At 65.1% G+C, this 23,200-nt stretch carries 27 protein-coding genes; 24 read left to right on the top strand and 3 right to left on the bottom strand.

What is annotated here, in order from left to right; all coding sequences use genetic code 11:
- Nucleotides 1-31 precede the first annotated feature (31 nt).
- From HWY37_RS02480 to HWY37_RS02405, 16 genes are all read left to right on the top strand, one after another.
- Nucleotides 32-376, top strand: coding sequence for a hypothetical protein (locus HWY37_RS02480; protein WP_003454883.1), 345 nt, complete (start codon nt 32-34; stop codon nt 374-376).
- A gap of 298 nt (nt 377-674) precedes the next feature.
- Complete coding sequence (locus HWY37_RS02475; RefSeq protein WP_003454879.1) at nt 675-1,238, top strand: STY4534 family ICE replication protein; 564 nt, start codon at nt 675-677, stop codon at nt 1,236-1,238.
- 111 nt (nt 1,239-1,349) lie between these two features.
- The gene (locus HWY37_RS02470) at nt 1,350-1,979 is read left to right on the top strand and encodes a DUF3275 family protein (protein ID WP_003454876.1); all 630 of its coding nucleotides are present in this window, start codon (nt 1,350-1,352) and stop codon (nt 1,977-1,979) included.
- A 101-nt stretch (nt 1,980-2,080) separates the two neighbouring features.
- Nucleotides 2,081-2,473: a hypothetical protein gene (locus HWY37_RS02465; protein ID WP_003454873.1), complete on the top strand. Its 393-nt coding sequence runs from the start codon at nt 2,081-2,083 to the stop codon at nt 2,471-2,473.
- A 7-nt stretch (nt 2,474-2,480) separates the two neighbouring features.
- Nucleotides 2,481-2,750 carry a hypothetical protein gene (locus HWY37_RS02460; RefSeq protein WP_003454871.1) on the top strand — a complete coding sequence of 90 codons (270 nt, stop codon included), beginning with the start codon at nt 2,481-2,483 and terminating at the stop codon, nt 2,748-2,750.
- Nucleotides 2,751-2,887: 137 nt separating this feature from the next.
- On the top strand, nt 2,888-3,715 hold the full coding sequence (locus tag HWY37_RS02455) for a DUF932 domain-containing protein (RefSeq protein WP_003454853.1): 828 nt from the start codon (nt 2,888-2,890) through the stop codon (nt 3,713-3,715).
- A gap of 501 nt (nt 3,716-4,216) precedes the next feature.
- Complete coding sequence (locus tag HWY37_RS02450) at nt 4,217-4,873, top strand: hypothetical protein (RefSeq protein ID WP_003454850.1); 657 nt, start codon at nt 4,217-4,219, stop codon at nt 4,871-4,873.
- Nucleotides 4,874-4,940: 67 nt separating this feature from the next.
- Complete coding sequence (locus HWY37_RS02445; protein WP_003454847.1) at nt 4,941-6,059, top strand: DUF6094 domain-containing protein; 1,119 nt, start codon at nt 4,941-4,943, stop codon at nt 6,057-6,059.
- A 132-nt stretch (nt 6,060-6,191) separates the two neighbouring features.
- Nucleotides 6,192-8,474, top strand: a complete 2,283-nt coding sequence (locus tag HWY37_RS02440) for a DEAD/DEAH box helicase family protein (protein ID WP_003454844.1) — start codon at nt 6,192-6,194, stop codon at nt 8,472-8,474.
- Between the two features lie 160 nt (nt 8,475-8,634).
- Nucleotides 8,635-9,246, top strand: a complete 612-nt coding sequence (gene pilL2, locus HWY37_RS02435) for a PFGI-1 class ICE element type IV pilus protein PilL2 (RefSeq protein ID WP_003454835.1) — start codon at nt 8,635-8,637, stop codon at nt 9,244-9,246.
- A complete protein-coding gene (locus HWY37_RS02430) occupies nt 9,243-9,887 on the top strand; it encodes a hypothetical protein (RefSeq protein WP_003454833.1) in 645 nt (214 codons plus the stop codon). Before pilL2 ends, HWY37_RS02430 begins: the two co-directional genes overlap by 4 nt.
- A gap of 9 nt (nt 9,888-9,896) precedes the next feature.
- On the top strand, nt 9,897-10,628 hold the full coding sequence (locus tag HWY37_RS02425) for a TIGR03759 family integrating conjugative element protein (protein WP_003454822.1): 732 nt from the start codon (nt 9,897-9,899) through the stop codon (nt 10,626-10,628).
- Nucleotides 10,613-11,212, top strand: a complete 600-nt coding sequence (locus HWY37_RS02420; protein WP_033873711.1) for a lysozyme family protein — start codon at nt 10,613-10,615, stop codon at nt 11,210-11,212. The genes HWY37_RS02425 and HWY37_RS02420 overlap by 16 nt, the downstream gene beginning before the upstream one ends.
- Nucleotides 11,209-11,775, top strand: a complete 567-nt coding sequence (locus HWY37_RS02415; RefSeq protein WP_059889462.1) for an integrating conjugative element protein — start codon at nt 11,209-11,211, stop codon at nt 11,773-11,775. The genes HWY37_RS02420 and HWY37_RS02415 overlap by 4 nt, the downstream gene beginning before the upstream one ends.
- 20 nt (nt 11,776-11,795) lie before the next feature.
- Nucleotides 11,796-13,955, top strand: coding sequence for a type IV conjugative transfer system coupling protein TraD (gene traD / locus HWY37_RS02410; protein WP_003454810.1), 2,160 nt, complete (start codon nt 11,796-11,798; stop codon nt 13,953-13,955).
- A complete protein-coding gene (locus HWY37_RS02405) occupies nt 13,952-14,701 on the top strand; it encodes a TIGR03747 family integrating conjugative element membrane protein (protein WP_003454808.1) in 750 nt (249 codons plus the stop codon). The genes traD and HWY37_RS02405 overlap by 4 nt, the downstream gene beginning before the upstream one ends.
- A gap of 135 nt (nt 14,702-14,836) precedes the next feature.
- Here HWY37_RS02405 and HWY37_RS02400 read toward each other — a convergent pair whose 3' ends face one another.
- A complete protein-coding gene (locus tag HWY37_RS02400; RefSeq protein WP_003454806.1) occupies nt 14,837-15,706 on the bottom strand; it encodes an ImmA/IrrE family metallo-endopeptidase in 870 nt (289 codons plus the stop codon).
- 2 nt (nt 15,707-15,708) lie between these two features.
- The gene (locus HWY37_RS02395) at nt 15,709-16,095 is read right to left on the bottom strand and encodes a helix-turn-helix domain-containing protein (RefSeq protein ID WP_003454804.1); all 387 of its coding nucleotides are present in this window, start codon (nt 16,093-16,095) and stop codon (nt 15,709-15,711) included.
- 276 nt (nt 16,096-16,371) lie between these two features.
- On the opposite strand from HWY37_RS02395, the gene HWY37_RS02390 reads away from it, so the two are divergent.
- The 5 genes from HWY37_RS02390 to HWY37_RS02370 are packed head-to-tail and all read left to right on the top strand — an operon-like array spanning nt 16,372 to nt 20,828.
- The gene (locus HWY37_RS02390) at nt 16,372-16,596 is read left to right on the top strand and encodes a DUF2188 domain-containing protein (RefSeq protein ID WP_003454802.1); all 225 of its coding nucleotides are present in this window, start codon (nt 16,372-16,374) and stop codon (nt 16,594-16,596) included.
- A 5-nt stretch (nt 16,597-16,601) separates the two neighbouring features.
- Nucleotides 16,602-17,603: a CBASS cGAMP-activated phospholipase gene (locus tag HWY37_RS02385; protein ID WP_003454800.1), complete on the top strand. Its 1,002-nt coding sequence runs from the start codon at nt 16,602-16,604 to the stop codon at nt 17,601-17,603.
- Entirely contained in the window at nt 17,597-18,739 is a 1,143-nt protein-coding gene (locus HWY37_RS02380; RefSeq protein WP_003454798.1) for a CBASS cGAMP synthase, read from the top strand. Before HWY37_RS02385 ends, HWY37_RS02380 begins: the two co-directional genes overlap by 7 nt.
- Nucleotides 18,736-20,364 carry a ThiF family adenylyltransferase gene (locus HWY37_RS02375; protein WP_003454796.1) on the top strand — a complete coding sequence of 543 codons (1,629 nt, stop codon included), beginning with the start codon at nt 18,736-18,738 and terminating at the stop codon, nt 20,362-20,364. The genes HWY37_RS02380 and HWY37_RS02375 overlap by 4 nt, the downstream gene beginning before the upstream one ends.
- Nucleotides 20,352-20,828 carry a Mov34/MPN/PAD-1 family protein gene (locus HWY37_RS02370; protein WP_003454794.1) on the top strand — a complete coding sequence of 159 codons (477 nt, stop codon included), beginning with the start codon at nt 20,352-20,354 and terminating at the stop codon, nt 20,826-20,828. Before HWY37_RS02375 ends, HWY37_RS02370 begins: the two co-directional genes overlap by 13 nt.
- A gap of 32 nt (nt 20,829-20,860) precedes the next feature.
- On the opposite strand, the gene HWY37_RS02365 is transcribed toward HWY37_RS02370, so the two are convergent.
- Entirely contained in the window at nt 20,861-21,895 is a 1,035-nt protein-coding gene (locus tag HWY37_RS02365; protein ID WP_176087782.1) for an IS630 family transposase, read from the bottom strand.
- A 254-nt stretch (nt 21,896-22,149) separates the two neighbouring features.
- Here HWY37_RS02365 and HWY37_RS02360 point away from each other — a divergent pair, with 254 nt between their 5' ends.
- The 3 genes from HWY37_RS02360 to HWY37_RS02350 are packed head-to-tail and all read left to right on the top strand — an operon-like array spanning nt 22,150 to nt 23,192.
- A complete protein-coding gene (locus tag HWY37_RS02360; RefSeq protein WP_003454792.1) occupies nt 22,150-22,557 on the top strand; it encodes an integrative conjugative element protein, RAQPRD family in 408 nt (135 codons plus the stop codon).
- Nucleotides 22,554-22,793 carry a TIGR03758 family integrating conjugative element protein gene (locus HWY37_RS02355; RefSeq protein ID WP_003454790.1) on the top strand — a complete coding sequence of 80 codons (240 nt, stop codon included), beginning with the start codon at nt 22,554-22,556 and terminating at the stop codon, nt 22,791-22,793. Before HWY37_RS02360 ends, HWY37_RS02355 begins: the two co-directional genes overlap by 4 nt.
- Before the next feature lie 21 nt (nt 22,794-22,814).
- Nucleotides 22,815-23,192: a TIGR03745 family integrating conjugative element membrane protein gene (locus HWY37_RS02350; RefSeq protein ID WP_003454787.1), complete on the top strand. Its 378-nt coding sequence runs from the start codon at nt 22,815-22,817 to the stop codon at nt 23,190-23,192.
- Nucleotides 23,193-23,200 lie beyond the last annotated feature (8 nt).

The following is a 23,200-nucleotide window of genomic DNA, read 5'->3' as shown; positions in this document are numbered from 1 at the left end:
TCTGCCGGTGCCACCGCCTGGTGACGCCTGCATGCGAGACCCGTTCAAGATCGAGCAACCGACCTGCATCAGCTTCAGCGGCGGCCGCACCAGCGCGTACATGCTCTGGCGCGTGCTGCAAGCCAACGGCGGCCTGCCCGCAGATGCCGTCGTCTGCTTCGCCAACACCGGAAAAGAAGTGGAAGCCACCTTGCGCTTCGTGCGCGACTGCGCCGAGCACTGGCAAGTGCCGATCCACTGGCTGGAGTACCGGCCCATCGAACCGGGCTTCGTGGTGGTGGACTTCGATACCGCCAGCCGCGCGGGCGAGCCCTTCGAGATGCTGGTCCGCAAGCGGCAGTACCTGCCCAACCCGGTGGCGAGAGGGTGCCACTAATGCGGACAGCCGCCGGTGCCGATTGCCGCTCGCGCGGGCGCGCGCCTGGCGCCACGCTGCCGCCATGTTCCGCTGACGCCCGTCAGCAGCATGCCCAGGCAGTCTCGATCTTCAAGACTGCGACGCGGTTCCGACCGCGTTGATCAACCAGTTCGCTCCGGCATCCCAGCGCGAACAGCCATCGGTTCTCCCGATGGTGATGCCACCCAAGCTGTTCCTTCAACCCACGCGGGGGTTCCACACCTTCCCCGCCTTGGGTCGGGTGTGTCTCCGCCTCATTGTTCTCAGGAGATTCACCATGACCACTTCCACCGACAAGTCCTACTTCGACCTGCACATCACCGGACTCGGGTATCTCAATCGCATCCGCGAAGTGAAGCCCAAGAAAGGCGATGCGTTCCTGGCCTGCGACATCGCGGCGCTCAACGGCCCCAGCGATGACGTGGCCTACGTGCGTTTCGACACGCGCGTCTCGGGCTCCGAAGCGCAGCACCTCGTGCGCCGCTGCATCCAAGCGGTCGATGCCGAGAAGAAAGTGATGATCGGCTTCCGTCTGGGCGACCTGTGGGCCGACACCTTCACCTACTCCAAGGGCAAGCGTGCCGGCGAGCAGGGGGTGAGCTTCAAGGCCCGCCTGCTGTTCGTCAGTTGGATCAAGGTCGACGGCAAGCTCGTCTACAAGGCCGAGCCCAAGCCGACCGATGCCGACCAGCGCGACGAACGCGACGTGCGTAACACGGATGTCCCCGCGACGTTCGCTGAGCCGCAAGCCGCTGCGTTCGAGCCCGCCAGGCCCGCCGCCGAAGCTGCCGACGAAGCCACTGCCGATGCGCCTGCATTGGAAGTTGCCGAGTCGTTCTGATCCGCAAGGCCCCGTCCCCTGGGGCCTTGTCTTCTTCCCACTCGCGTGCGCATGCGACCGTCGCCATGACGGCCGTGTGCGTGATCGCAGCTTCGTCCGCAGGAGTTCTTCATGATCACCATTCCCGGCCAATTGGCCATCAAGACCATCCACGGCCGTAACGGCGACTTCAACGTCGGGCGCCTTGCGACCTCCATCGGCGAGTTCGTCGTGAAGAACGCCGAACTCGACCAGTACGCCGAAGGCAAGTACGAGGGCGATTTCGCCATCGCGGAGATTCGCCCGTCCACGTACACCGCCAACGGCCGCATGGTCATTGAGATCCGCGCCCTCCTGGGTGGGATGACTTTGTCCAACATCGACGCCCTGAGCCGTGACGACGCCCGCCGGCTGAGTCCGCAGGAAGTCGATCCGATCGACGAGGAAGCGCAGACCGCCACGCCGACGCCGACGACCGCCCCCAAGGCGGCCGGCCGGAAGAAGGCGCGCAGCTCGCGCGACCCGCTGGTCGATACCACGCCGTTCGGCAGCGAGCCGGCTGCTGCGTCTGCCGAGGCTACGGCCCATGCGGACGACGACGGCGACGCGGCGCTGTTCGGCACACTCTGGCCGCTGGGCGATGTCGTCAAGCTCGATGCCACCGTGGATCGGCGCGTGCTGCGTCAGCAGCGCGACCGCCTCGGCGACCTGGGCTACGAGTTCGCTCCGCTGTCCCAGGACTGGCACCTCACCAGGGTCTGATCCCATCGCCATTTCACGCCGCATGCCTGCGGCTTTCCACCACCCGCCGGGGCTCCTTCCCCGGCGGGAGGACTCCGGCCCTTTCTCACAGGAGTCATTCCATGGGCTGGACATTCGTTCGATTGACGCGCGATCAGTTGATCCGCGAGCTGACCGCAACCGAGGAAACCGAGCGGTCGCGCAGTGAGGTCATCGACCACACGCTGGTCGGCAACGTGCTGTGGACGGTGGCGCGCGTCACCGCCAAGCAGGCCGGCGTCCTGGGTCTCGCACCCGGCGAGTCGGCCACCTTGATCGGCTGCCATCTGCTGGAAAGCGAGGGCCGCGAATGGGGCTACAAGTTCCTGGTCGAGGCCGAGCACCCGTACTACTACTCGTGCCCGCTGCGCTATCTCGACATGGCGCCGCAGCGCTGCGCCACCTGGCGCGCAAGGGTGCATGCCTTCCACCAGCAGCCGACGCGCAAAGCGGCCGGCGATGCAGCCACCGACTGAGGCGAACATGGACACCCTCATGTCGTCCTTGCCGCCCGAGCTGCTTCGCTTCGTCGAAGACCAGTTGGCCAACAACGAGGTTTCCGACGACGACGAACTGCGCGAGCACTTCATCGCCAACGGCCTGAGCGAAGAACAGGCGTGGCAGGCACTGACCTACCGCGCGCTGTACCTGCGACACGTCTTCCTCGACGGCTTCACGCCGATCCTCAAAGGCCAGGAAGCGCTTTGCTTCAACCCGCACAGCCGCGGCTGGGAGCCGGTTCCGAACCCATAGGCCGGCCTTCACGCGGCGCACTTCTTCATCCCTTTCATCAGGCCCTGTTCAGCAGGGCTTTTCTTCGTCCTACGCAATCGCGCGCATCCGGCCTCGGCCGCTGGATGCCGATTGCTCCATTCCGCAAGGAGATCATCATGCAACTCGCATCCCGCTTCGCCCCTCGTTCCCCGGTGCTGCGCGCCGACCATCCGTTGTCGGACGATCAGATTCGCACCGTGGCCCCATCCATCTTCGCGGACACCCCGCACGAAAGCCGCTCCGAACGGTACAGCTACATCCCCACGGCGGCTGTGCTGACCGAACTGCGCAGAGAAGGTTTCCAGCCGTTCATGGTGTGCCAGACCCGCGTGCGACACGAGGATCGCCGCGACTACACCAAGCACATGCTGCGCCTTCGCCACGCCAGCCAGATCAACGGCGCCGAGGCGAACGAGATCATCCTGCTCAACTCGCACGACGGCACCAGCAGCTACCAGATGCTCGCGGGCATGTTCAGATTCGTCTGCCACAACGGTCTGGTGTGCGGCGACACCTTCGCCGACGTGCGCGTGCCCCACAAGGGCAACGTCACCGATCACGTGATCGAAGGCGCCTACGAGGTGCTGCACGGCTTCGAGCGCGTGCAGGACTCGCGCGACGCCATGCGCGTCATCACCCTCGACGACGGCGAGGCCGAAGTCTTCGCCAGGTCGGCGCTGACCTTAAAGTACGACGAGTCGGGCAAGGCCTTGCCCATCACGGAGACGCAGATCCTGCGGCCTCGTCGTTTCGACGACAACCGTGCCGATCTTTGGTCGGTCTTCAACCGGGTTCAGGAGAACCTTGTCAAGGGCGGCCTGACCGGCTGTGCCGCCAACGGGCGCCAGCAGCGCACGCGACCCGTTCAGGGCATCGACCAGAACGTCCGGCTCAACCGGGCGCTTTGGCTGCTCGCGGATGGCCTGCGTCAGCTCAAAGCCTGACCCACAAGCGGATCGTGCCTCGCGGCATGGTCCGCTTTTTCTTTGGCGGCGCTGTGCTGCCAGCGCACCACGTTCAGTTTGGCTCGGTGTAACCCTAATGCGGCAATTCGCTGCCGCCGCGAAAATTGCGGTTCGACTGCATACCTCCCTGGCTTTTCCTCCCTGAGCCAAGCAGTCATCTTTGCCGCCTCGGTGTCCCCGGGGCGGTTTTCTTTTGTGGCCGTCCTTCCGGCGCCGCGGGCGATGCGCCAGAGCAAACAGGGTTGCGCGCCGGGTCGGTTTTCCGCTCCCGCGACACGCGCACCTTAGCGCAGGCTATGTCCCATGTCCGTCGGCGTTGCCGACAACATGCCCAGGTAGCCCAGACCTTCAAGGCTACGGCGCGTTGCGACGCACGGTCTGATTCTTCACCACGACGCTCACCGCGTCTTCTTCCATCCCCCTGGGGCAGTGACTGCCCTCGCGGGCGGTGCTGTCTCCGCTCACTTCGAGGACATCACCATGCCTGCACCTTCTTCCCCTAAGACGCTCTATCGCATCGACGAATGCCCCGACCTGATGGCCGATGGCGTCGTCGGTGACGAGAACGGCAACCTGGTCTTCATCTCCCTCTGGGCGCGCGACACCGCCGTCCAGGAATTCCTGGCCCGCCTTACCCTGGGCCGGGACGAACAGGGACTGGATCAGTTCCACCTCATCACCGAGCAGGGCGCGAGCATTCCGATCTTCGTCAGCAACGTCGAGAACCTGGAAAAGCGCAGCGCACGCGCCTACCGACGCACGCTGTTCGGCTCGCTGACCAACATCTGGCTGTTCGATCGGCGCTGCGTCAAGCCCGACAAGGCCAACGCCAGCGCGCTGGCGCTCCTGCCTCGCGATTCCACGCACCGGCTCGACCGGCTGTGGAAGCTGGTGCGGGATACCTGCCCGCTGCCGCTTCTTGATCCCTGGCGCGAACCCGTGCTGGAGCTGCTGCAGGCGAAGTCGATGCTGACGCGCCTGCCGTTCGCCCTCGGACCTCTGGAGGGCCATCGACTCGCCATCGACGTGCCGACGCTGACCCAGGTGCTGGGCGGCCTGATCCGCAGCGGCGCGCTCGTCGCGGGCACACCCGCCAGCCGCACCCCTTCGGCACGACCGCTCGAAGCGGTGGCTTGAGGTTTTCGCATCGGACATGCACGCGCGCATGTCCGCATCCCTTCATCTTCAATGCCAGGAGATTCCCATGGCCCTCATGTTCCCGCGGCTCGCCCGCAACTTCGTCAAGAACGGGTACTTCCCCACGGATGAACCCACGCTCGAAAGAGCACTCGCCGCACTGGCGCCCGCCGAATCCTCGAACGGGCCGCTGTGCATCATCGATCCCTGCGCCGGCGAAGGCGTGGCGATCGCCGAAGCCGCGCACGCCCTCGGGCGCGAGCAGGTCCAGGCCTTCGCCGTCGAGTACGAGGCCGAGCGTGCGCACCACGCCCGGCAACTGGTCGATCGCTGCATCCACGGCGACCTGATGGACACGCTGATCAGTCGGCAGAGCTTCGGCCTGCTGTGGCTCAACCCGCCGTATGGCGACCTGGCCAAGGACACCAACGGCAACGTCGGCTACCAGGGCCAGGGCCGCGCGCGGCTGGAAAAGCTGTTCTATCAAAAGGCGCTGCCACTGCTGCAGTACGGCGGCGTGCTGATCTACATCGTGCCGCACTACGTGCTCGATGCCGAGCTGGTCGGGTGGCTGACCCGGCACTTCGCCGATCTGCGCATCTACCGCGCGGTGGAAGCGCAGTTCAAGCAGGTGGTGATCTTCGGCCGCCGTGTTCGTCAGCGCGACCAGGCATCGGATTCGGTCAAAGCCACGCGCGCGCTGCTGCTGCAGATCGGGCAAGGCGACGCCGAAGCGGAGGAGCTGCCGGTCGAATGGCCGTTCCTGCCGTACACGGTGCCTGCCAGCCCGGCCGAGCCGGAGCACTTCTACCGCGTGACGATGGAGCCCGAGCAGTTCGCCGATGAAGTCGGCCGGCTGCAAGGGCTCTGGCCGACGCTCGACACGCACCTGGGCGCCGCGCAGCAATCGCTGCGGCCTCCGGCGCGGGCCTTGTCGCACTGGCATCTTGCCTTGGCGCTTGCTGCCGGCGCGATCTCCGGCGTGGTGAAGTCCAAGACGGGCCGCGTGCTCGTCGTCAAGGGCGACACCCACAAGGAGAAGACGCTGCAGACGGAATACACCGAACGCGACGACGGCTCCGTGGCCGAGACGCGCATCCTGACCGACAAGTTCGTGCCGGTCATCCGTGCCTGGGACATGACACCAGGCTCGCCGACCTGCGGCGAGGTGTTGACCATCCGCTGATCGCTGTTCCCTGACGGTTCGCCGTCGATCTGTTCTTCCACTGCGGCTTCGCGCCGTTCCCCTCTTCCCACCCCGGGGCATGCCATCGCCCCGCAGGGGAGGTGCATGCCCCATTTTCTTTGGAGCATCACCATGTCCCTCGATACCGACGTTGTTCCCGCCGCCGACAGCACGCCCATCCAGGGCGACCTGCTCGAAGCGGCCGCTTCTCCCTTGGCCTTGAGCCTTCAGGATTTCGTCGCCGAGTTCGGCGACGAGCTGCTGGATTCGCTCAACCGCGCCAACCCTCCCGTCTACACCGGCCAGGCCCGGTCGCACCGCCAGCTCGTGCTGGCCAGTCTCAAGCGCAAGCTGTTCCAGGCGCAGGCCGAGGTGGTACATGCCGTCACCGAGCTGTTGGCCGACCGTGGCGAACGCGCCGCGATCGTCAATGGCGAGATGGGCTGCGGCAAGACGACCGTCGGCATCGCCACGGCCGCCGTGCTGCACGCCGAAGGCTACCGCCGCACTCTGGTGCTGTCGCCGCCCCACCTGGTCTACAAGTGGCGCCGCGAAATCCAGGAGACGGTGGCCGGTGCCAAGGTCTGGGTGCTCAACGGCCCGGACACGCTGGTCAAGCTCATCAAGCTGCGCGAGCAGTTGGGCGTACCGGCGCGCGGCCAGGAGTTCTTCGTGCTCGGGCGCGTGCGGATGCGCATGGGTTTCCACTGGAAGCCCGTCTTCAACGTGCGGCGCACGCGGCACGGCGAAGTAGGCGCATGCCCGGACTGCGGCCAGGTCATCACCAACCTCGACGGCGAGCCGATCAACCCGGTCGAACTCGAAGCCGAGGACTACCGCCGCCGGTGCAGCCATTGCGCCGCACCGCTGTGGACGCTGATGCGACCGAGGAGCCTGTCCGCCAGCGACCAGTCCACGGCCGTCTTCAAAGCCTTGCAGCGCATCCCGACCATCGGGGAAGTCACCGCGCAGAAGCTGATGCGCAAGTTCGGCGACTCCTTCCTGGCGTCCATGCTCGGCGACAACATCCACGAGTTCATCAACCTCATGGATGCCAACGGCGAGCTGGTCTTCTCGGATCGCCAAGCGCACCGCATGGAGCGGGCGATGGCGAACATGGAGTTCGGCTTCGGCGAGGGCGGCTACCAGCCGTCCGAGTTCATCAAGCGCTACCTGCCGCAAGGCACGTTCGACCTGCTCATCGCCGACGAGGCGCACGAGTACAAGAACGGCGGCTCCGCACAGGGCCAAGCGATGGGGGTGTTGGCGGCCAAGGCACGCAAGACGCTGCTGCTCACCGGCACGCTGATGGGCGGCTACGGCGACGACCTTTTCCACCTGCTGTTCCGAGCCCTGCCGGGGCGAATGATCGAAGATGGCTACCGCCCGACCAAGAGCGGCAGCATGACCTCGGCCGCGATGGCGTTCATGCGCGATCACGGCGTCCTCAAGGACATCTATTCCGAGAGCACCGGCACGGCGCACAAGACGGCCAAGGGCAACAAGATTTCGGTGCGCACCGTCAAGGCGCCGGGCTTCGGCCCGAAGGGCGTGCTGCGTTGCGTGCTGCCGTTCACGGTCTTCCTCAAGTTGAAGGACATCGGCGGCAATGTGCTGTCGCCCTACGACGAGGAGTTCCGCGAGGTGGCGATGGACACGGCGCAAGCCGCGGCCTATCGCGATCTGTCAGGTCGGCTGACCACAGCGATGAAAGAAGCGCTGGCGAAGCGCGACACGACGCTGCTCGGCGTGGTCCTCAACGTGCTGCTGGCCTGGCCGGATTGCTGCTTCCGGTCGGAGGCGGTGGTGCACCCGCGCACGCGCCAGACCTTGGCCTTCGTTCCGGCTCAGTTCAACGAGCTGGAGGTGATGCCCAAGGAGCGCGAGCTGATCGAGATCTGCAAGCAGGAGAAGTCTGCGGGTCGCAAGACGCTGGTCTATTCGGTCTACACCGGCACGCGCGACACCACGTCGCGCCTGAAGGTGCTGCTGGAGCAGGAAGGCTTCAAGGTGGCGGTGCTGCGCGCAAGCGTGGATGCCTCCCGCCGCGAGGACTGGATCGCCGAGCAGTTGGACCGCGGCATCGACGTGCTGATCACGAACCCGGAGCTGGTCAAGACGGGTCTCGACCTGTTGGAGTTTCCGACGATCGTGTTCATGCAGTCGGGCTACAACGTCTACAGCCTGCAGCAGGCGGCCCGGCGCTCATGGCGCATCGGCCAGAAGCTGCCGGTTCTCGTGATCTACCTCGGCTATGCGGCTTCCTCGCAGATGACCTGCCTGGGGCTGATGGCGCGAAAGATCATGGTCTCGCAGAGCACGTCGGGAGACGTGCCCGAGTCGGGATTGGACGTGCTGAACCAGGACGGTGATTCCGTCGAGGTAGCACTGGCCCGGCAACTCGTCGCGGCCTGATCCACCCACCCACGCCGGCTGCCCTTCGGGGCGCCGGCTTCTTTTTTCCGTGCATCGATGGCGCGCGATGAAGTCGGGCGCCTGCCAGTTCCCTTTGTTTGCTGCCCGAACGCTTCGCGGCGGCGATGGTGAGGGCTCCGTGTTCCAGGGAACTTGCCCCATGCAACCACTCACCTGCGTCGCCCACCGCCTGGCTGTGCCTGCATTGCTCGCCGGCTGCGTACTGATGGCCGGCTGCGCCACCACGGGCGTGGCGAATCCCCCGACGGCCGCTGCCACCGCGCCCGAGCCTTCGGCGTTTGTCAGGGCCATCGCCCCGGAGTCTGAGCCGAACCTGATCCCGGTGGCGCGCTACGGGCGCTACACGCTGGTCGAGATGGTGCCCGAGCCGGCGCAGCGCGACCTGCTGCGGCAGGTGATCGAGATTTCGATTCCGCCGACCTTGGACGCGAGCGTCGGCGATGCGCTACGGCACGTGCTGCTGCGCACCGGCTACCGCCTTTGCGACGCGCCGGACGCCGCTTCGCTGTTCACGCTGCCGCTGCCGGCGGCGCATCTGCGGCTCGGGCCACTGCCGTTGCGCGATGCCTTGCTGGCGCTCGCCGGGCCGGCCTGGGAGTTGTCCGTCGATGACGCTGCGCGCGCGGTGTGCTTCGCGCGCGTGACGACTGCGCGTGCGCCGAGTGCAAGCCCGATTCCCGCGCCTCCGGCACCGAGCGCGCCGGCCGACGAACCCGCCGATCCCCATGTGCCCCAGGAGGCCCAGCCATGACCATCCCGCAGCTTCCCGACGAGAATGCCGGCCGCGCGCGCTGGTTGAAGATCACAGCGGCCGCGTGGCTGCTGCTCGTGAGCATCCTCGCGGTGGTCAACAGCGTGGGCCTGTCGCGCCTGAGCGAGCAGAGCCAGGCCAGCGCCCAGGACGCGCACGTGCAGGCGCTCAACACGCGCGTCGCCGAACTCGAACAGCAGGCGGCGACCTCGAAGAATCAGCCCAAGCCTGTCACCCAGCCCGACTTCGAGGCCACCCGCAAGGCGCTGGACGAACGCCTGGCACAGGTGGAGCAGGCCCAGGCCACAGACGCCCATGCCGGCGACGTGCAGGCGCTGCAGGCCCGCGTGGGCGACATCGAAGCCCGCATGAAGCGAACCGCCGCGCCTGCCGCAGCACCCCAGCGCACCGCCGAGCCGGCCAAGCCCAAGGTGCCCGAACCGCCATTCAACGTCGTGGGTGTGGAGCTGCGCGGCGGCGAGCGCTTCCTGTCGGTGACGGCACCCAAGGCGTCGTCGGTGCTGGACGTGTGGCTGCTGCGCGAAGGCGATGCCGTGGGCGCGTGGCATCTGCTGGCGATCGAGGCACGCGCCGCCGTGTTCCGCGTGGACGGCCAGACCCAGCGCCTCGCGCTGCCGTAGGGGCCGGCCATGAAGCACGCCGCGATCTGCTTCGCCGCCATCCTCGCCGCTGTCGCAGGAACGGCAGGCACGGCCTCGGCACAGTCGGCGCCGGTCGCGTCCTCGCGCACGGTGCCCGCCCAGATTCAGAACAGCAGCGACGCCGCGCTGGACGAACGGCTGGCGCGCGATTGGGGCCTGCGCTCCGATGAGTGGGCGCGCTACCGCCAACTGATGCAGGGGCCGCTGGGCATCTATTCCCCGAACCTCGATCCGCTCACGGCGCTGGGCATCGAGGCGCGCAGCGACGAGGAACGCAACCGCTATGCGGAGCTGCAGGTGCAGGCGGAATCGAAGCGCGTGGGCAAGACGCTGGCCTACCAGCGGGCCTACGACGCGGCGTGGAAGCGGCTCTATCCGGGACAGCAGCGCGTGAACATGCCGGGTGCGAAGGCGCCGGGCGCCGGCAACCGGGGCTCGGGCCGGCTGGCGGTTTTCGTGAAGGCCGAGTGCCCGTCGTGCGAGCAGCGCGTGCGCCAGCTGCAGGTGGCCGGCACCGCCTTCGACCTCTACATGGTCGGCAGCCGCCAGGAGGACGCCCGCATCCGCCAGTGGGCGACGCAGGCTGGCATCGACGCCGGCCGCGTGCGCTCGCGCGCCATCACGCTCAACCATGACGCCGGGCGCTGGCTGTCACTCGGCCTGCCCGGCGATCTGCCCGCCGTGGTGCGCGAGGTCAACGGCCAATGGCAGCGCCAATAGCGGCATCGAGTTTGGCTCGCCGCGCCGGCCGCGCGGCAGTGGCCCTGGTGCTCTGCGCCTGCACGGCCATCGCCTTCGGCCAGGAGGTGCCACCACCCGCCTACCAGCTCGCCGCCCAGCAGGCGGGTGTGCCGTCGCCGGTGCTGTACGCGGTGGCGCTGCAGGAGAGCGGCGCGCGGCTGCGTGGCCGCCTGATCCCCTGGCCTTGGACGCTCAACGTCGCCGGCCGCGCCGAACGCTACGCCACACGGGCCGGGGCCTGCGCCGGCATTCGCCAGGCGCTCGCCCGCGTGCCGGCCAATCGCATCGACGCCGGACTCGGCCAAGTCAACCTCGGCTACCACGCGCAGCGCTACGAGCATCCCTGCGAACTGCTCGACCCGTACCGCAACCTCGCCATCGCCGCGGAAATCCTGCAGGAGCAGCACACGCCGGGCGAGGACTGGTTGATCGCCATCGGCCGCTACCACCGCCCCGCGGGCGGGGCGCCTGCCGCCCGCTACCGCCGCAGTGTCCACCAGCACCTGACCCGCGTGCTCGGGCCGGGCGCTGCACTTCCCACTGCCCGGAGCCCCATGTCATGAACCGCATCCTCCTTGCCGCCATGGCGGCACTGCTGGCCGCCACGGCCCACGCACAGGGCCGCGGCCCGGTCATCAAGAGCAGCTCCCCGCCGTTGATCGTCGTCGAGGACAAGGGCGGCAGCTCGGCACTGCCGCACTACCGGGCCTTGAACCCGCAGGATGCGCAGCCCAGTCAGCCAGCCACGCCGCAACCAGCGCCGCAATCCAGGCCGCGCATTGGCGGCCCGACCGATGCCGAGGCGGCCATGCTGCCGGTGCGCTCGATGCGGCTGACACCCGGCGACGAGCCGCGCCGCGTGATCCGCGCGCCGGGCCTGACGCCGCTGTTCCTGGTCGGCGACGACGACCGCTCGCGCGACTGGCTCCAACAGCGGGGCAAGGACTTACAGGCGCTGCGCGCCGTGGGGCTGGTGGTCAACGTCGCGACACCCGAAGCACTGGCCGCGCTGCGCCGCCTCGCGCCGGGCTTGGTGCTGTTGCCCGTCTCGGGCGACGACCTGGCGCAACGCCTGGGCATCAAGCACTACCCGGTGCTGATCACCGCCACGGGCATCGAGCCCTGACGTGACGTGAAGCGCCCGCCATGGCCCAGTCCCAAGCCGTCGAAGTCCTGCTGCGGCCAGCGGTGGAGCTATACACCGTCGCGGTCTGTGCGGGCGCCGCGTTTCTGTGCCTGGTGGCCCCGTGGTCGCTCGCGCTGAGCCCCTTGCTGGGCCTGGGCAGCGCGCTGGCCTTCCTGACCTTCGGCGCGCTGCGCTTGCACGACGCCTGGGCCATCTTGCGCTACCGGCGCAACATCCGGCGCCTGCCGCGCTATGTGATGACCAGCCGCGACGTGCCGGTCAGCCAGCAGCGGCTCTTCGTCGGCCGGGGCTTTCGCTGGGACCAGCGCCACACGCACCGGCTGATGCAGACCTACCGGCCGGAGTTCCGACGCTACGTCGAGCCGACGGCGATCTACCGGATGGCGCGGCGCATGGAAGAGCGCCTGGAGTTCGCGCCGTACCCGTTGTCCAAGATGGCGAAGGCCCTGGCCTGGGACAACCCGCTCAACCCGGCGCGTCCGCTGCCGCCGGTGGGCGGTATGCCGCGGCTACACGGTATCGAACCGCACGAGGTCGACGTCACGCTGCCATTGGCCGAGCGCGTCGGCCATAGCCTGGTGTTAGGTACGACCCGCGTCGGCAAGACGAGGTTGGCCGAGCTGTTCATCACCCAGGACATACGGCGCAAGCTCAACGGACAGCACGAGGTCGTGATCGTCTTCGATCCCAAAGGCGATGCGGACCTCCTGAAGCGCATGTACGTGGAGGCCAAGCGTGCCGGGCGCGAGGGCGAGTTCTATGTGTTCCACCTGGGCTGGCCGGACATCTCCGCGCGCTACAACGCGGTGGGACGCTTCGGGCGCATCTCGGAAGTTGCCACGCGCATCGCCGGCCAGCTTTCCGGTGAAGGCAACAGCGCGGCGTTCCGCGAGTTCGCCTGGCGCTTCGTCAACATCATCGCGCGGGCGTTGGTCGAGCTGGGGCAGCGGCCCGACTACCTGCTGATCCAGCGCCATGTCATCAACATCGATGCGCTGTTCATCGAGTACGCCCAGCACTACTTCGCCCGGAACGAGCCCAAGGCCTGGGAGGTCATCGTCCAGCTCGAAGCCAAGCTGAACGACAAGAACATCCCGCGCAACATGATCGGCCGCGAGAAGCGCGTCGTCGCGCTGGAGCAGTACCTGTCGCAGGTGCGCATCTACGACCCTGTGCTCGACGGCCTGCGCAGCGCGGTGCGCTACGACAGGACGTACTTCGACAAGATCGTCGCATCGCTCCTACCGCTGCTGGAGAAGCTGACCACCGGCAAGATCGCGCAGTTGCTGGCGCCGAACTATTCGGACCTCGCCGACCCACGCCCGATCTTCGACTGGATGCAGATCATCAGGAAGCGGGCCGTGGTCTATGTCGGCCTCGATGCACTGTCGGACGCGGAAGTCGCGGCGGCGGTCGGCAATTCGATGTTCTCCGACCTCGTATCCGTCGCGGGTCACATCTACAAGTTCGGCATCGACGACGGCCTGCCGGGTGCCGCGACGGGCATCAAGGTGCCCATCAACGTCCATGCCGACGAGTTCAACGAACTCATGGGCGACGAGTTCATACCCATGGTCAACAAGGGCGGCGGCGCGGGCGTCCAGGTCACGGCCTACACGCAGACCCTCTCGGACATCGAGGCGCGCATCGGCAACCGCGCGAAGGCGGGCCAGGTCGTCGGCAACTTCAACAACCTGTTCATGCTGCGCGTGCGCGAGACCACCACGGCCGAACTGCTGACGCGCCAACTGCCCAAGGTCGAGGTCTACACGACGACGGTGATGAGCGGCGCCACCGACAGCTCAGACCCGACCGGCAACACCGCCTTCACGTCGAACACGCAGGACCGCATCAGCAGCAACAGCGTGCCGCTGATCGAACCAGCGCACGTCGTGGGCCTGCCCAAGGGCCAATGCTTCGCGCTGATCGAGGGCGGCCACCTGTGGAAGGTGCGCATGCCACTGCCGGCGCCCGACCCCGACGAGGCCATGCCCAAGGATCTGCAGGAACTGGCCGGCTACATGCGGCAGCACTACGTCGAGGCCGGCGAGTGGTGGGACAACAAGGGGCTTCCCGGCCTGCAGGACCAGGCGCTGCCCGACGATCTGCTGGCCGACTTCAAGCAGATGGCCAGCGCGGATGAAGGGGCCACGGCATGAGCGACCCCGCCGTCGCCGTCCAGCGCCAGCAGGTTCGCCAGCAGGGCCTGATCGCAGGCCTCATCACGCTCCCGTTCCGGCTGTTCGGGGTGTTGGCCGGTTCGCTGGTGCTGTGCATCGCGATCGAGTGCATCGGCATGCACTTCTTCTGGCCCGAGCAGGGCTGGCGCCATGCGCAGGGCATGCTGAACTACGAGCTGTCGCAGGTCTCGGAGCATTTCACGCAAAGCGTGCTGGTGCAGGAGCCGGGGCGCAGCGCCCTCCAGCTCGTCGAGTGGGCCAACCAAGGACTGTTCGTGAAAACGGGCCTGCTGGACTGGATACGCGACGCGGCGGCGCAATCGCGTGCCGGCGCGCGCAGCCAGGCGCAGGACTTCCGCTACTACATCGGTCAGCTCTACGTGCATGTCGAGAGCTACCTGATCGCCTCGGCGTACACAGTGCTGGTGTTCCTCGTGCGGCTGCTGGTGCTGGTCCTGACCTTGCCGCTGTTCCTGATGGCGGCCTTCACCGGCCTGGTGGACGGGCTCGTGCGCCGCGACGTGCGCGGCTTCGGCGCCGGCCGCGAATCGGGCTTCGTCTACCACCGGGCGAGAGCCAGCCTGATGCCGCTGGCGGTGCTGCCCTGGGTCACTTACCTCGCGCTGCCGGTCAGCGTGCATCCGCTGCTGATCCTGCTGCCCAGCGCGGCGCTGCTCGGCGTCGCGGTGTGCATCGCGTCGGCGACGTTCAAGAAGTATCTGTGAAAGCGGTTCAAGATAATCTCCGTCTCACTCTTCATGGCGACTCATCGACACCAAACATCTTTTGACCTTTGACACTGCATCCACCCTACATCTTCGAGGCCATGTGGCCACTCAGACACACGAACGCAAATGGCCTCAGCGGCGCCTGCTGCGTCCCGGCCACGGTAGCTGCCCAGTGAGTTCAGCCAAGCCACCGTCGTCCTCGACGCGTACACCGAAGCGGTTCACTTCGACCTCAGGTAAATCGTCGCTGTCGAACCAGAGCAGCGAGGTCGTGGTGTCAGTACGTGCGTAGTGCCTGGAGAGTTCCCAGAGATCGAGGCCCTTTTCCCAGTTGTCGAACCAGATGTCTTGTGCAACCTCATCTGTGTCGGCAGCACTGCTGCCTGAAGAACGGAGACGGTGAGCCACAGAGCCGACAGGAATGGCAGACCTGGGAGATATCCAAGCCCCAGCCTGTCGCAAACTGGTGGAGCGTGCCGCGTAGCGCACTGCACCGCGCTCCATGGTGACGAAGGCGCAAGGGATGTCGCTGAGGGAGGCGAACCGCGACGCAGCGGCGGGAAATGATGTGCTGAAAAGCGCCGCCATGCCCTGGATCAGCTCCAGCGAAGGTTCTTCCTTGGGCACAAGCGATAGCCATTGCTGATACGGCATCAGCAACTCGGCGGCGAAAGTGTCGCATGCGATTTCGTTCGGATGCCGCTTCGCATAGGACCAGGACGGCACCTCTTCGTGGCTCGATTCCAGCGCAAGGACGATATGCGCAATTTCGTGGCAGATGGTGAAGCGTTGGCGTTCTTCTGTCTCCAGCGAATTCACCGTGATCACGTGCTTGCCATTCGGCTTGGTGATCGTGTAGCCGGACTCCCCCTCACTAAGCTCCTCTTTCTTGACTTTGGCGTTGGCCGCGACCACATAGGGCGTCAGGTCTTCTCGGATGCCGGACACATCAACCTTCGCAACAAAGGCCCGTGCTTTCTGTGTGACATCCGCTTCATCCATATTCAGTCGTCCTCGTCCTCGAATGCTCGCTGTATCCGGGCGATCAGTGTCGCGGGATCGGGCCTTGTATTTCCACGATGCCTCACGCCTGCTGCAGCCGAAAAGATGTCGATGCTGATGGAAGGATCGTTCAGCACGAATTCAACAAGGCGGGGATCGGCCTCCGCATGGTCGACAAGCCACATCACCAGCGCAGCATCTCTTTCACCTGGTTTGAGAACCTTCAGCAGCTTCTCGACTAAGTCCACTGACGGATTTGTCTTTTCGCCGGACTCCAGCCGGTGGACATAGGCATGGTCCACCGAAGACAGTTGACCGATTTCGCGCAATGAGAGGGTTCTGCGCTCGCGTAGCGTCTTGAGGGCGACGCCCAGGCCTGTTTGTGACATCCGTTCCGTTCCTTGTGGCTGCGGCGGACAACGGTGTGTGTCCGGTCCGAAGCAGTTGCGTTCTGCGGCACCAAGCCCACCATTTGCAGCTTGGCACCAAGTCTGATACATTGTTGTCCAGCCAGACAACAGAAGTGAGTTCTACGACTGCAGCAAGTTGATTTGGCTTGACTCGCCCGTTGTCTGCAAGAGCAACGAATTTTGCTTCAACCGGTGGTCATTGGCAACCCGGCCGGCTGGCCGGGGTCTCGATGGTTCAACTTTAGGAAATTCGCCATGACAGGCAAAAATCAGCATGTAGTTCCTCACCAGGACGGTTGGGCCGTCAAGGGTGCCGGCAATCAACGGGCAACCTCCGTGCACGATACGCAGCAGCAGGCCATTGACGCGGCGCGGGACATCGCACGCAACCAGCAGTCCGAACTGGTCATCCACCGTCCGGACGGTCGCATCCGTGACAAGGACAGCCACGGTAACGACTCCTTCCCGCCGAAGGGCTGAGTGCCATGATGGGCGTGCCCACCTACCATGTGCTCGCCCTGTCTGGGGGCGGCTATCGCGGCTTGTACACAGCGACGGTTCTTGCCGAGCTTGAAGCCGTGCTAGGCCGCCCCATCGCTTCGCACTTCGACCTGATCTGCGGCACCTCTGCAGGCGGGATGCTGGCCTTGGGGCTGGCCGCGGAAATCCCCGCCATTGAACTCAAAGCCTTGTTCGAACGACAGGGCTCCCGCATCTTTGGTTGCCGAAGTCTCGCTCGGCGCCTTCTGGGCTTCTGGTTGACCGCCAAGCACGACTCCGCAGGGTTGCGGGGCGTGCTGACCGAGCGCTTTCAAGACGCCACGATCGGCAACTTGAAGCACCGCGTTCTCGTGCCAGCCGTCAACTACTCGACGGGGCGCGGCCAGTTCTTCAAAACGCCTCACCATCCCTCATTTGAGATGGACCACCGCATGAGGATCGTGGATGTGGCGTTGGCGACCGCCGCTGCGCCCGTTTACTTTCCGCTAGCGCGCAACGATCGTGGCGTCTTTGCGGATGGAGGACTGGTCGGCAATGCGCCAGGACTGTTCGGGCTGCACGAAGTCAATACGTTCCTCGCGCCGAAACAGAATGCACTGGTCCGGGTGCTGTCCATCGGCACGATGACGATCGGTGCAACCGTCCGTGGCGGCGCCAGCCTCGACCGCGGATTCGGCAAGTGGCGCGGAGGGCTGTTCGATCTGGTGATCTCTGCCCAGGAGTCGTCGGTGGACTACATGCTGCGCCAGTCGTTGGGTAGCAACTACTTCCAGATCGACGACAAGGCCACGCCCGATCAAAGCAAGGACGTAAAGGCGCTGGACCGGGTTTCCATCGGCGCCACGAATACGCTGAAGGACCGCGGCAATCATGCAGCGCAGCGCGCGCTTGGCGACCCTCTTTTCCAACCGTTTCGAGCGCACCAGGCCGGCGCACCCACCTTCTATCACGGCCCCAACAAGAATGTGCCGGAGGCCGAATGCTGAACCTGAGCCCGCTTTTCTTTACCACCGTCGATGACGAATCCTGCATGCATGACGAGCTGGATCTGTCGCCCGAGCAACGAGCCTGGATCGCCAGCGCCCGAAATGATGTCAGGAACTGCCTTCGCACCGGAATTCCGCGCGTGCTGCGCGAACGCGGGTACACGGACGACGTGCCTCAGCCACGCTTCTTCACGCAAGGATCGTGGGCGTACAAGACCTTGAACGGCCCGGCACAACGGCCCCAGCAGGCGGATGTCGATGATGGTTGCTATCTGCCGTTGAGTTTTGTCTCGCAGACGAAGCGTCCCAGCAGGGCCACAACGGTGTTCTTTGCAGCTGCTGAAGAAGCCTTGAGGCTGTTGGTCGAGGAGAAGCACTGGAAGCTTGTCACCGACAAGCCGACATGCATCCGGATTGTCATTGCGGCCTATGCCCACATCGACATTCCGTTGTACGCCATCCCCGACGAAGAATTCGTCACGCTCGCGAAAGCCTCGATGGAGCGATACGGCTATGACTCGCTGACGGAGGCGGTGAACATGGCAGAGCGGGATGCCTGGACGGCATTGCCCGCTGATAAAGTGCTCCTGGCTCACCGCGAGTGCAACTGGATGCCCTCCGACCCCAGGCCTGTGAAGGAATGGTTTTTGGGCGAGGTGGAGGCCAAGGGCGAACAGTTCCGCCGCGTGATTCGCTACTTGAAGGCGTTTCGCGATTGGCGGTGGTCGAGCGGTGGACCGGCTTCGATTCTGTTGATGGCCGCTGCGGCTCCGCTATTCGAGAAGCGGGATCGGCGCGACGACCTGGCGTTGCTGGATGTCGTCGCGGCATTGCCGGCCCGGCTGCGCGCGGGGGTGAACAACCCCGTTGATGAGTCGGAGTCGCTTACTGCACGCCTTGGTAAAGAGGGCGTCGAAGAGGCTGCGAAAGCGTTCGAAGCATTCGAAAAAGTGCTGCGCGGAGCCACCAACGCCGGCAGCCCTTCACAGGCCTGCGTCTGGATGCAAGGCGAATTCGGTCCGCGTTTTCCGAACGAGCCGGACCGGGTCAAGGTGGTATCCGTTGTCGCCACCATTGCCGCAGCGCCGGCTACGGCTGGTCCGAGCGAATTGGTCGGGCGCACGAAGGCCGGATGAGCAGCGTCGCCGTGGTCTCCGATGTGGTCGAAGCCTTCAGGCTGCAAGGCTTCGAGTTTGTCGGCAAGACGGACGACGGCTGGTTCAAGCTGAGGGGGCCGTTGATCCCGTGCGGCGCGGACGATGGCATTCCATGTGAGGTTCAGCTCGACCCTACCTTCTTCGACCTGCCTCGCATTCGGCTGCTCGAAATTCCGCCTGAACTGCCCAATGCAGTTCCTCATCTTGGCGCGGAGGGCGGCCTTTGCTATCTGGCCAAGGGAACTGTCGTGCTGGACATCTACGATCCTGTAGGGCAGTCCTTGGCGTGCCTGCAACGGGCGGCAGCGGTGCTCGGGCAGATCTTGAAGGGCGAGATGATCGAAGATCTCGCCGAAGAGTTCTTTGCCTACTGGAACGGCTGGCTTTGTTTTGTGGACATGCAAGGCGAAGATCTGGGGCGACAAAACTGTATCGTTGCGCAAGCCAATGGGAATCCACTCTGGTTCATCACCGACAACGAAGATCGAACAACAAGAAAGTTGCATTCACTCGGCTACCAGGTCACTGATAAAACGGTGCTGACATACCGGGTCAAGACCACCGCGCAACCCCGCCCACTAACCAGCCACTGGCCCCCCGAAACGGTGGGGGACGTCTTGGCTTGGCAAAGCACCCTGGACCCACGGTGTCGGCGCAAGATTCACGAACGAATCAAGGAAGGGCAAAGCAAAAAAGCAAATGGCGTCCTGATCATCATCGAATCGCCACTGATGACCTACGGCTTTGCCGTGCTCTTTGACCACCAAGTGAGTCAAAAGACCAAGCTTGCTGATCGCAGGGATTCGAGTTTTGGGCTGAAGGTAATGCCCGTCTCAGTGATCAGGATCGATGACCGGTATCTGGCCCAGCGCAACATCCCCAAGTCGAAAACGTTGGCGGGGAAACGAATCGCACTTGTGGGTTGCGGCACGATCGGCGGATACCTCTCGGACATGCTGGTCAAGGCCGGGGCAGGATCATGCGGAGGGAAACTCACGCTGGTGGATTTTGATGGCCTCCTTCCACAGAACATCGGACGGCATCGGCTCGGCTTCCCGGACCTGTTGTCGAACAAGGCTGAGGCGATGGCGAAGGAACTCAAGCGCTTGTCGCCAGGCGTCGAGGTTCATGCGCTCCCCGTGGACGTGAGACAGGCCCAACTGGGAAAGCTGGACCTACTCATCGATGCCACCGGCGAAGAATCCCTCGGGCATTGGCTGTGCGGCCGCTACAGGGCTCCCACGCCCATGCTTTCTGTTTGGATCGAAGGGCCGGGAACGGCTGTGCGTGCGCTCCTGAGAACGAACGCATCGGGTGCGTGCTACCGATGCCTATGGCAGAGCCACAGAAGAGGCGAACTTCGCTCGACCATTGATGCTCTGCCTAACATCTTGGCAGGCCACGGGTGCGAGGGCTTGTATGTGCCATTTCCGGCTTCGGTGTCGGTGCAGGCAGCCAGCTTGGGTGCTGAGATGGCCCTTGATTGGGTCAAGGGCGTCCACTCTCCTGCATTGCGGACCCGGCTGATCGACCAGACCCATCATCTGGCCACGCCTGACTGCGATCCTCTGCGAGATCATGATTGCCCTCTATGCAATTCCTAGGGTCCTGGGCAACTGGCGACAAGAGCAGGTTGCTGCATTTTTCGACCCAGACGCTGGAGACATTCAGTCAGCATATCCAGGCTAGTGATGCCGACTGCGAAGCGGGCGGACTCTTGCTTGGTTCTGTACATGGAGCCCATTTGCTCATTGAGCAGGCGACGGTTCCTACCGCGTGGGACAAGCGGTTTCGCTATCTGTTCGAGCGGATGCCGTTTGGTCATGAGGCTATTGCGTTGTCGCGATGGACGGCGAGTCAGGGAACTGTCCGCTATTTAGGCGAATGGCATACCCACCCGGAAGACCATCCCCAGCCTTCTAGCCTTGACAGATCTGAATGGACTTTGTTGGCAGCGCAGCGTCGGGACAAGCGGCCAGTGCTCGCTGTCATCATCGGGCGTAGATCTCTGTATGCAGAGTTGGTGCCGAGATCAGGCGAAGGGTCGATATTCTTCCCCGTGGAGTAGAGCACTATTGATCCGGCCCCTGTGAACTTGCATCAAGCTGCATAGCGAACAGGGCCGTGCTCGAAATACTTGCGAATTCGTTCGGGCTGGCGTTGCACGCTGCGTAAGTGCTTTGCGGCGGCCTTCACCAATTGCAGCTTCGTGCGCGCCGGCGCCTGCTTGGTTACCGCCTGCTTGATGTCTGCATTGGCCATCTCATCCGGGTTCAACTCCGGGCTGTAGCTCGGTAGGTAGAACACCTCGATGGCATCGGCATGCTCTGCCAGCCAGGCCTTGACATGCCTGGCGTGATGCACCCGCAGGTTGTCCAGGATCAGAAATAGCTTTCTGGTCTGTCCCTTGATCAGGCGGCGCAGAAAGTCGATCAGGATCGTGGTGTTGAGCGCGCCGTCAAAAATGCGCCAGCGCATCTGCCCCTTGTTGGTGACGGTAGAGATGACAGACAGGCCGTGGCGCTTGTTGTTGACCCGCACCACCGGCGTCTGGCCCTTGGGCGCGAAACCTCGGCCGCGCACGTCGTCGCTGCGCAGCCCGCTCTCGTCGCCCCAATGAATCTCCGCCCCTTCGGCCTTGGCGCGCGCGGCGATGGCGGGGTAGTCCTCATCGAGCCATTTCTTGACGGCCGCCGGTGACTGCTCGTAGGCCTTCTTCATCGGCTTTTGCGGTGTGAAGCCCCAGCGCGCCAGGTACTTGCCCATGGTGCGCACCTGCAATCGAATGCCAAACCGCTGCTCGATGAGTTGGGCCACTGCAGCGCGGCTCCACAGCGCGTAGGGCATCTTCAGCTGATCGGGTGTCTTGTCGGCAATGAGCTTGCGAACCTGGCCCTCCTGCGCGGCATCGAGCAAGCGGTTTTCTCCCACCTTGCGGCCTCCGATGGTGTCGTGCAAGGCCTTGGCGCCCAGCGCTTCATGGCGCTTGCAGATGTTGAAGACGCCCGTGCGGCTCAGGCCGGTGAGTACGGCGATTTCGTCGTACGTGTTGCCGGCTTTGCGCAGTCGGATGACCTGAACGCGGCGTTCGTGCCGCGCTTCGCGGCTCAGCGATCTCATGTCGGTTGCTTGCATGAATCCCAGTTGAGGGTGGTGCAGAAAAATTCAAGTACGCACGGGCCTGATCAATAGCGCAACAACCATCATCGTCTTGACTTGCACCTCCACTCAGACGGTAGTGCATTAAAGACGACGTCATCGGGGAAATTCCTTCCTCTGCAGCGGAGTTTGCCGCGGAAAGCGGTGGCTGGCCGGTTCCGATTGATTGCGGCGCCGGAAGACCGGCCGTTTGAGCATCGAGCCATCCGCATCCCTCGGAGAACGGCTCGATGGAAACCACTCGCAATCCCGCGCAGGTTCGGCGCTTCGCCGTCGAGGCACCCTGGGCCGTGCGTGTTGCCGCGCTGCTGCTTGCCGCTGCCGGATTGCAGCCCGCCATCGCCGCTGACGCCTCCGACAACGCTGCGGAGCGCGAGATGCTCGCCGCGGTAACGCGCCAGCTCGAACTGCTGGACCGCCTCGCCGAGCACGCCGCCACCACCGCGCCGCAGGAGCGCGCCCGCTACCACTTCGACTACGCGCGGCTGCGCGCCGACCTGGAGCGCGTGCGCACCGGCGTGCGCGACTACCTCGTTCCGCAACGCGCCCAGCCGCGTGATCCCGTGCCGCTGGCCGGTGACTACACGCGCAGTAACGCGGCGCCTGCGACGTCGCCCAAGGAGGCGCCGTCGCCATGACGCCTTCCGCCGATCAGGTCGCCGCCTTCACGGCCAACGGCGGCTTCGCGCCCGGGGCCGTCTCCACCGTCGTGCTCGGCTTCGTCTTCGCCATCCTGCTGCTGTGGGGCGTGTGGGCGATGCGCACTGCCTATGTCGGCTGGGCCGAGCACCACCTGACCCAACGCCAGTTCCTCGGCGTCATCGTGCGCTTCGTCGCGATGTACCTGGTGCTGGGCTTTTTCCTCCTGTCCTGACCCCATGAAAGGTACTTCGCCATGAACGCTCCCGCTACTTCTCGCCGTCCCACGTCGCGGCCCGCCGCGCGCATCGCCGCGCTGCTGATCCCGCTGGGCATCGCCGCCACGCCGCTGCCGTCGTTCGCCGACCTTCCCACGCTGGAAGACCCGTCGCGCGGCACCGGCAGCGGCATCATGCAGACGCTGCAAAACTACGGCTACGACATCGTGCTGCTGATCGCGCTGCTCGTCGTCGCCTCGATGTTCGTCGGCGTCTGCTACCACGCCTACACGCGCTACGCCGAGATCCACACCGGCCGCGCAACGTGGGGGCAGTTCGGGTTGACCGTCGCGGTGGGCGCGATCCTGCTGGTCGTCGGCATCTGGCTGCTGACCAAGGCTACCGGCGTCCTGTAAGGCCCGGC

This window comes from Achromobacter anxifer, from assembly GCF_903652925.1.
GTDB classification, from domain to species: domain Bacteria; phylum Pseudomonadota; class Gammaproteobacteria; order Burkholderiales; family Burkholderiaceae_B; genus Achromobacter; species Achromobacter anxifer.
This window is presented reverse-complemented; position numbering and strand designations above follow the sequence as displayed.

Coding starts and splice junctions, on each gene's coding strand:
- HWY37_RS02480 (WP_003454883.1), top strand. CDS start 32: ATGCGAGACCCGTTCAAGATCGAGCAACCGACCTGCATCAGCTTCAGC.
- HWY37_RS02475 (WP_003454879.1), top strand. CDS start 675: ATGACCACTTCCACCGACAAGTCCTACTTCGACCTGCACATCACCGGA.
- HWY37_RS02470 (WP_003454876.1), top strand. CDS start 1,350: ATGATCACCATTCCCGGCCAATTGGCCATCAAGACCATCCACGGCCGT.
- HWY37_RS02465 (WP_003454873.1), top strand. CDS start 2,081: ATGGGCTGGACATTCGTTCGATTGACGCGCGATCAGTTGATCCGCGAG.
- HWY37_RS02460 (WP_003454871.1), top strand. CDS start 2,481: ATGGACACCCTCATGTCGTCCTTGCCGCCCGAGCTGCTTCGCTTCGTC.
- HWY37_RS02455 (WP_003454853.1), top strand. CDS start 2,888: ATGCAACTCGCATCCCGCTTCGCCCCTCGTTCCCCGGTGCTGCGCGCC.
- HWY37_RS02450 (WP_003454850.1), top strand. CDS start 4,217: ATGCCTGCACCTTCTTCCCCTAAGACGCTCTATCGCATCGACGAATGC.
- HWY37_RS02445 (WP_003454847.1), top strand. CDS start 4,941: ATGGCCCTCATGTTCCCGCGGCTCGCCCGCAACTTCGTCAAGAACGGG.
- HWY37_RS02440 (WP_003454844.1), top strand. CDS start 6,192: ATGTCCCTCGATACCGACGTTGTTCCCGCCGCCGACAGCACGCCCATC.
- pilL2 (WP_003454835.1), top strand. CDS start 8,635: ATGCAACCACTCACCTGCGTCGCCCACCGCCTGGCTGTGCCTGCATTG.
- HWY37_RS02430 (WP_003454833.1), top strand. CDS start 9,243: ATGACCATCCCGCAGCTTCCCGACGAGAATGCCGGCCGCGCGCGCTGG.
- HWY37_RS02425 (WP_003454822.1), top strand. CDS start 9,897: ATGAAGCACGCCGCGATCTGCTTCGCCGCCATCCTCGCCGCTGTCGCA.
- HWY37_RS02420 (WP_033873711.1), top strand. CDS start 10,613: ATGGCAGCGCCAATAGCGGCATCGAGTTTGGCTCGCCGCGCCGGCCGC.
- HWY37_RS02415 (WP_059889462.1), top strand. CDS start 11,209: ATGAACCGCATCCTCCTTGCCGCCATGGCGGCACTGCTGGCCGCCACG.
- traD (WP_003454810.1), top strand. CDS start 11,796: ATGGCCCAGTCCCAAGCCGTCGAAGTCCTGCTGCGGCCAGCGGTGGAG.
- HWY37_RS02405 (WP_003454808.1), top strand. CDS start 13,952: ATGAGCGACCCCGCCGTCGCCGTCCAGCGCCAGCAGGTTCGCCAGCAG.
- HWY37_RS02400 (WP_003454806.1), bottom strand. CDS start 15,706: ATGGATGAAGCGGATGTCACACAGAAAGCACGGGCCTTTGTTGCGAAG.
- HWY37_RS02395 (WP_003454804.1), bottom strand. CDS start 16,095: ATGTCACAAACAGGCCTGGGCGTCGCCCTCAAGACGCTACGCGAGCGC.
- HWY37_RS02390 (WP_003454802.1), top strand. CDS start 16,372: ATGACAGGCAAAAATCAGCATGTAGTTCCTCACCAGGACGGTTGGGCC.
- HWY37_RS02385 (WP_003454800.1), top strand. CDS start 16,602: ATGATGGGCGTGCCCACCTACCATGTGCTCGCCCTGTCTGGGGGCGGC.
- HWY37_RS02380 (WP_003454798.1), top strand. CDS start 17,597: ATGCTGAACCTGAGCCCGCTTTTCTTTACCACCGTCGATGACGAATCC.
- HWY37_RS02375 (WP_003454796.1), top strand. CDS start 18,736: ATGAGCAGCGTCGCCGTGGTCTCCGATGTGGTCGAAGCCTTCAGGCTG.
- HWY37_RS02370 (WP_003454794.1), top strand. CDS start 20,352: ATGCAATTCCTAGGGTCCTGGGCAACTGGCGACAAGAGCAGGTTGCTG.
- HWY37_RS02365 (WP_176087782.1), bottom strand. CDS start 21,895: ATGCAAGCAACCGACATGAGATCGCTGAGCCGCGAAGCGCGGCACGAA.
- HWY37_RS02360 (WP_003454792.1), top strand. CDS start 22,150: ATGGAAACCACTCGCAATCCCGCGCAGGTTCGGCGCTTCGCCGTCGAG.
- HWY37_RS02355 (WP_003454790.1), top strand. CDS start 22,554: ATGACGCCTTCCGCCGATCAGGTCGCCGCCTTCACGGCCAACGGCGGC.
- HWY37_RS02350 (WP_003454787.1), top strand. CDS start 22,815: ATGAACGCTCCCGCTACTTCTCGCCGTCCCACGTCGCGGCCCGCCGCG.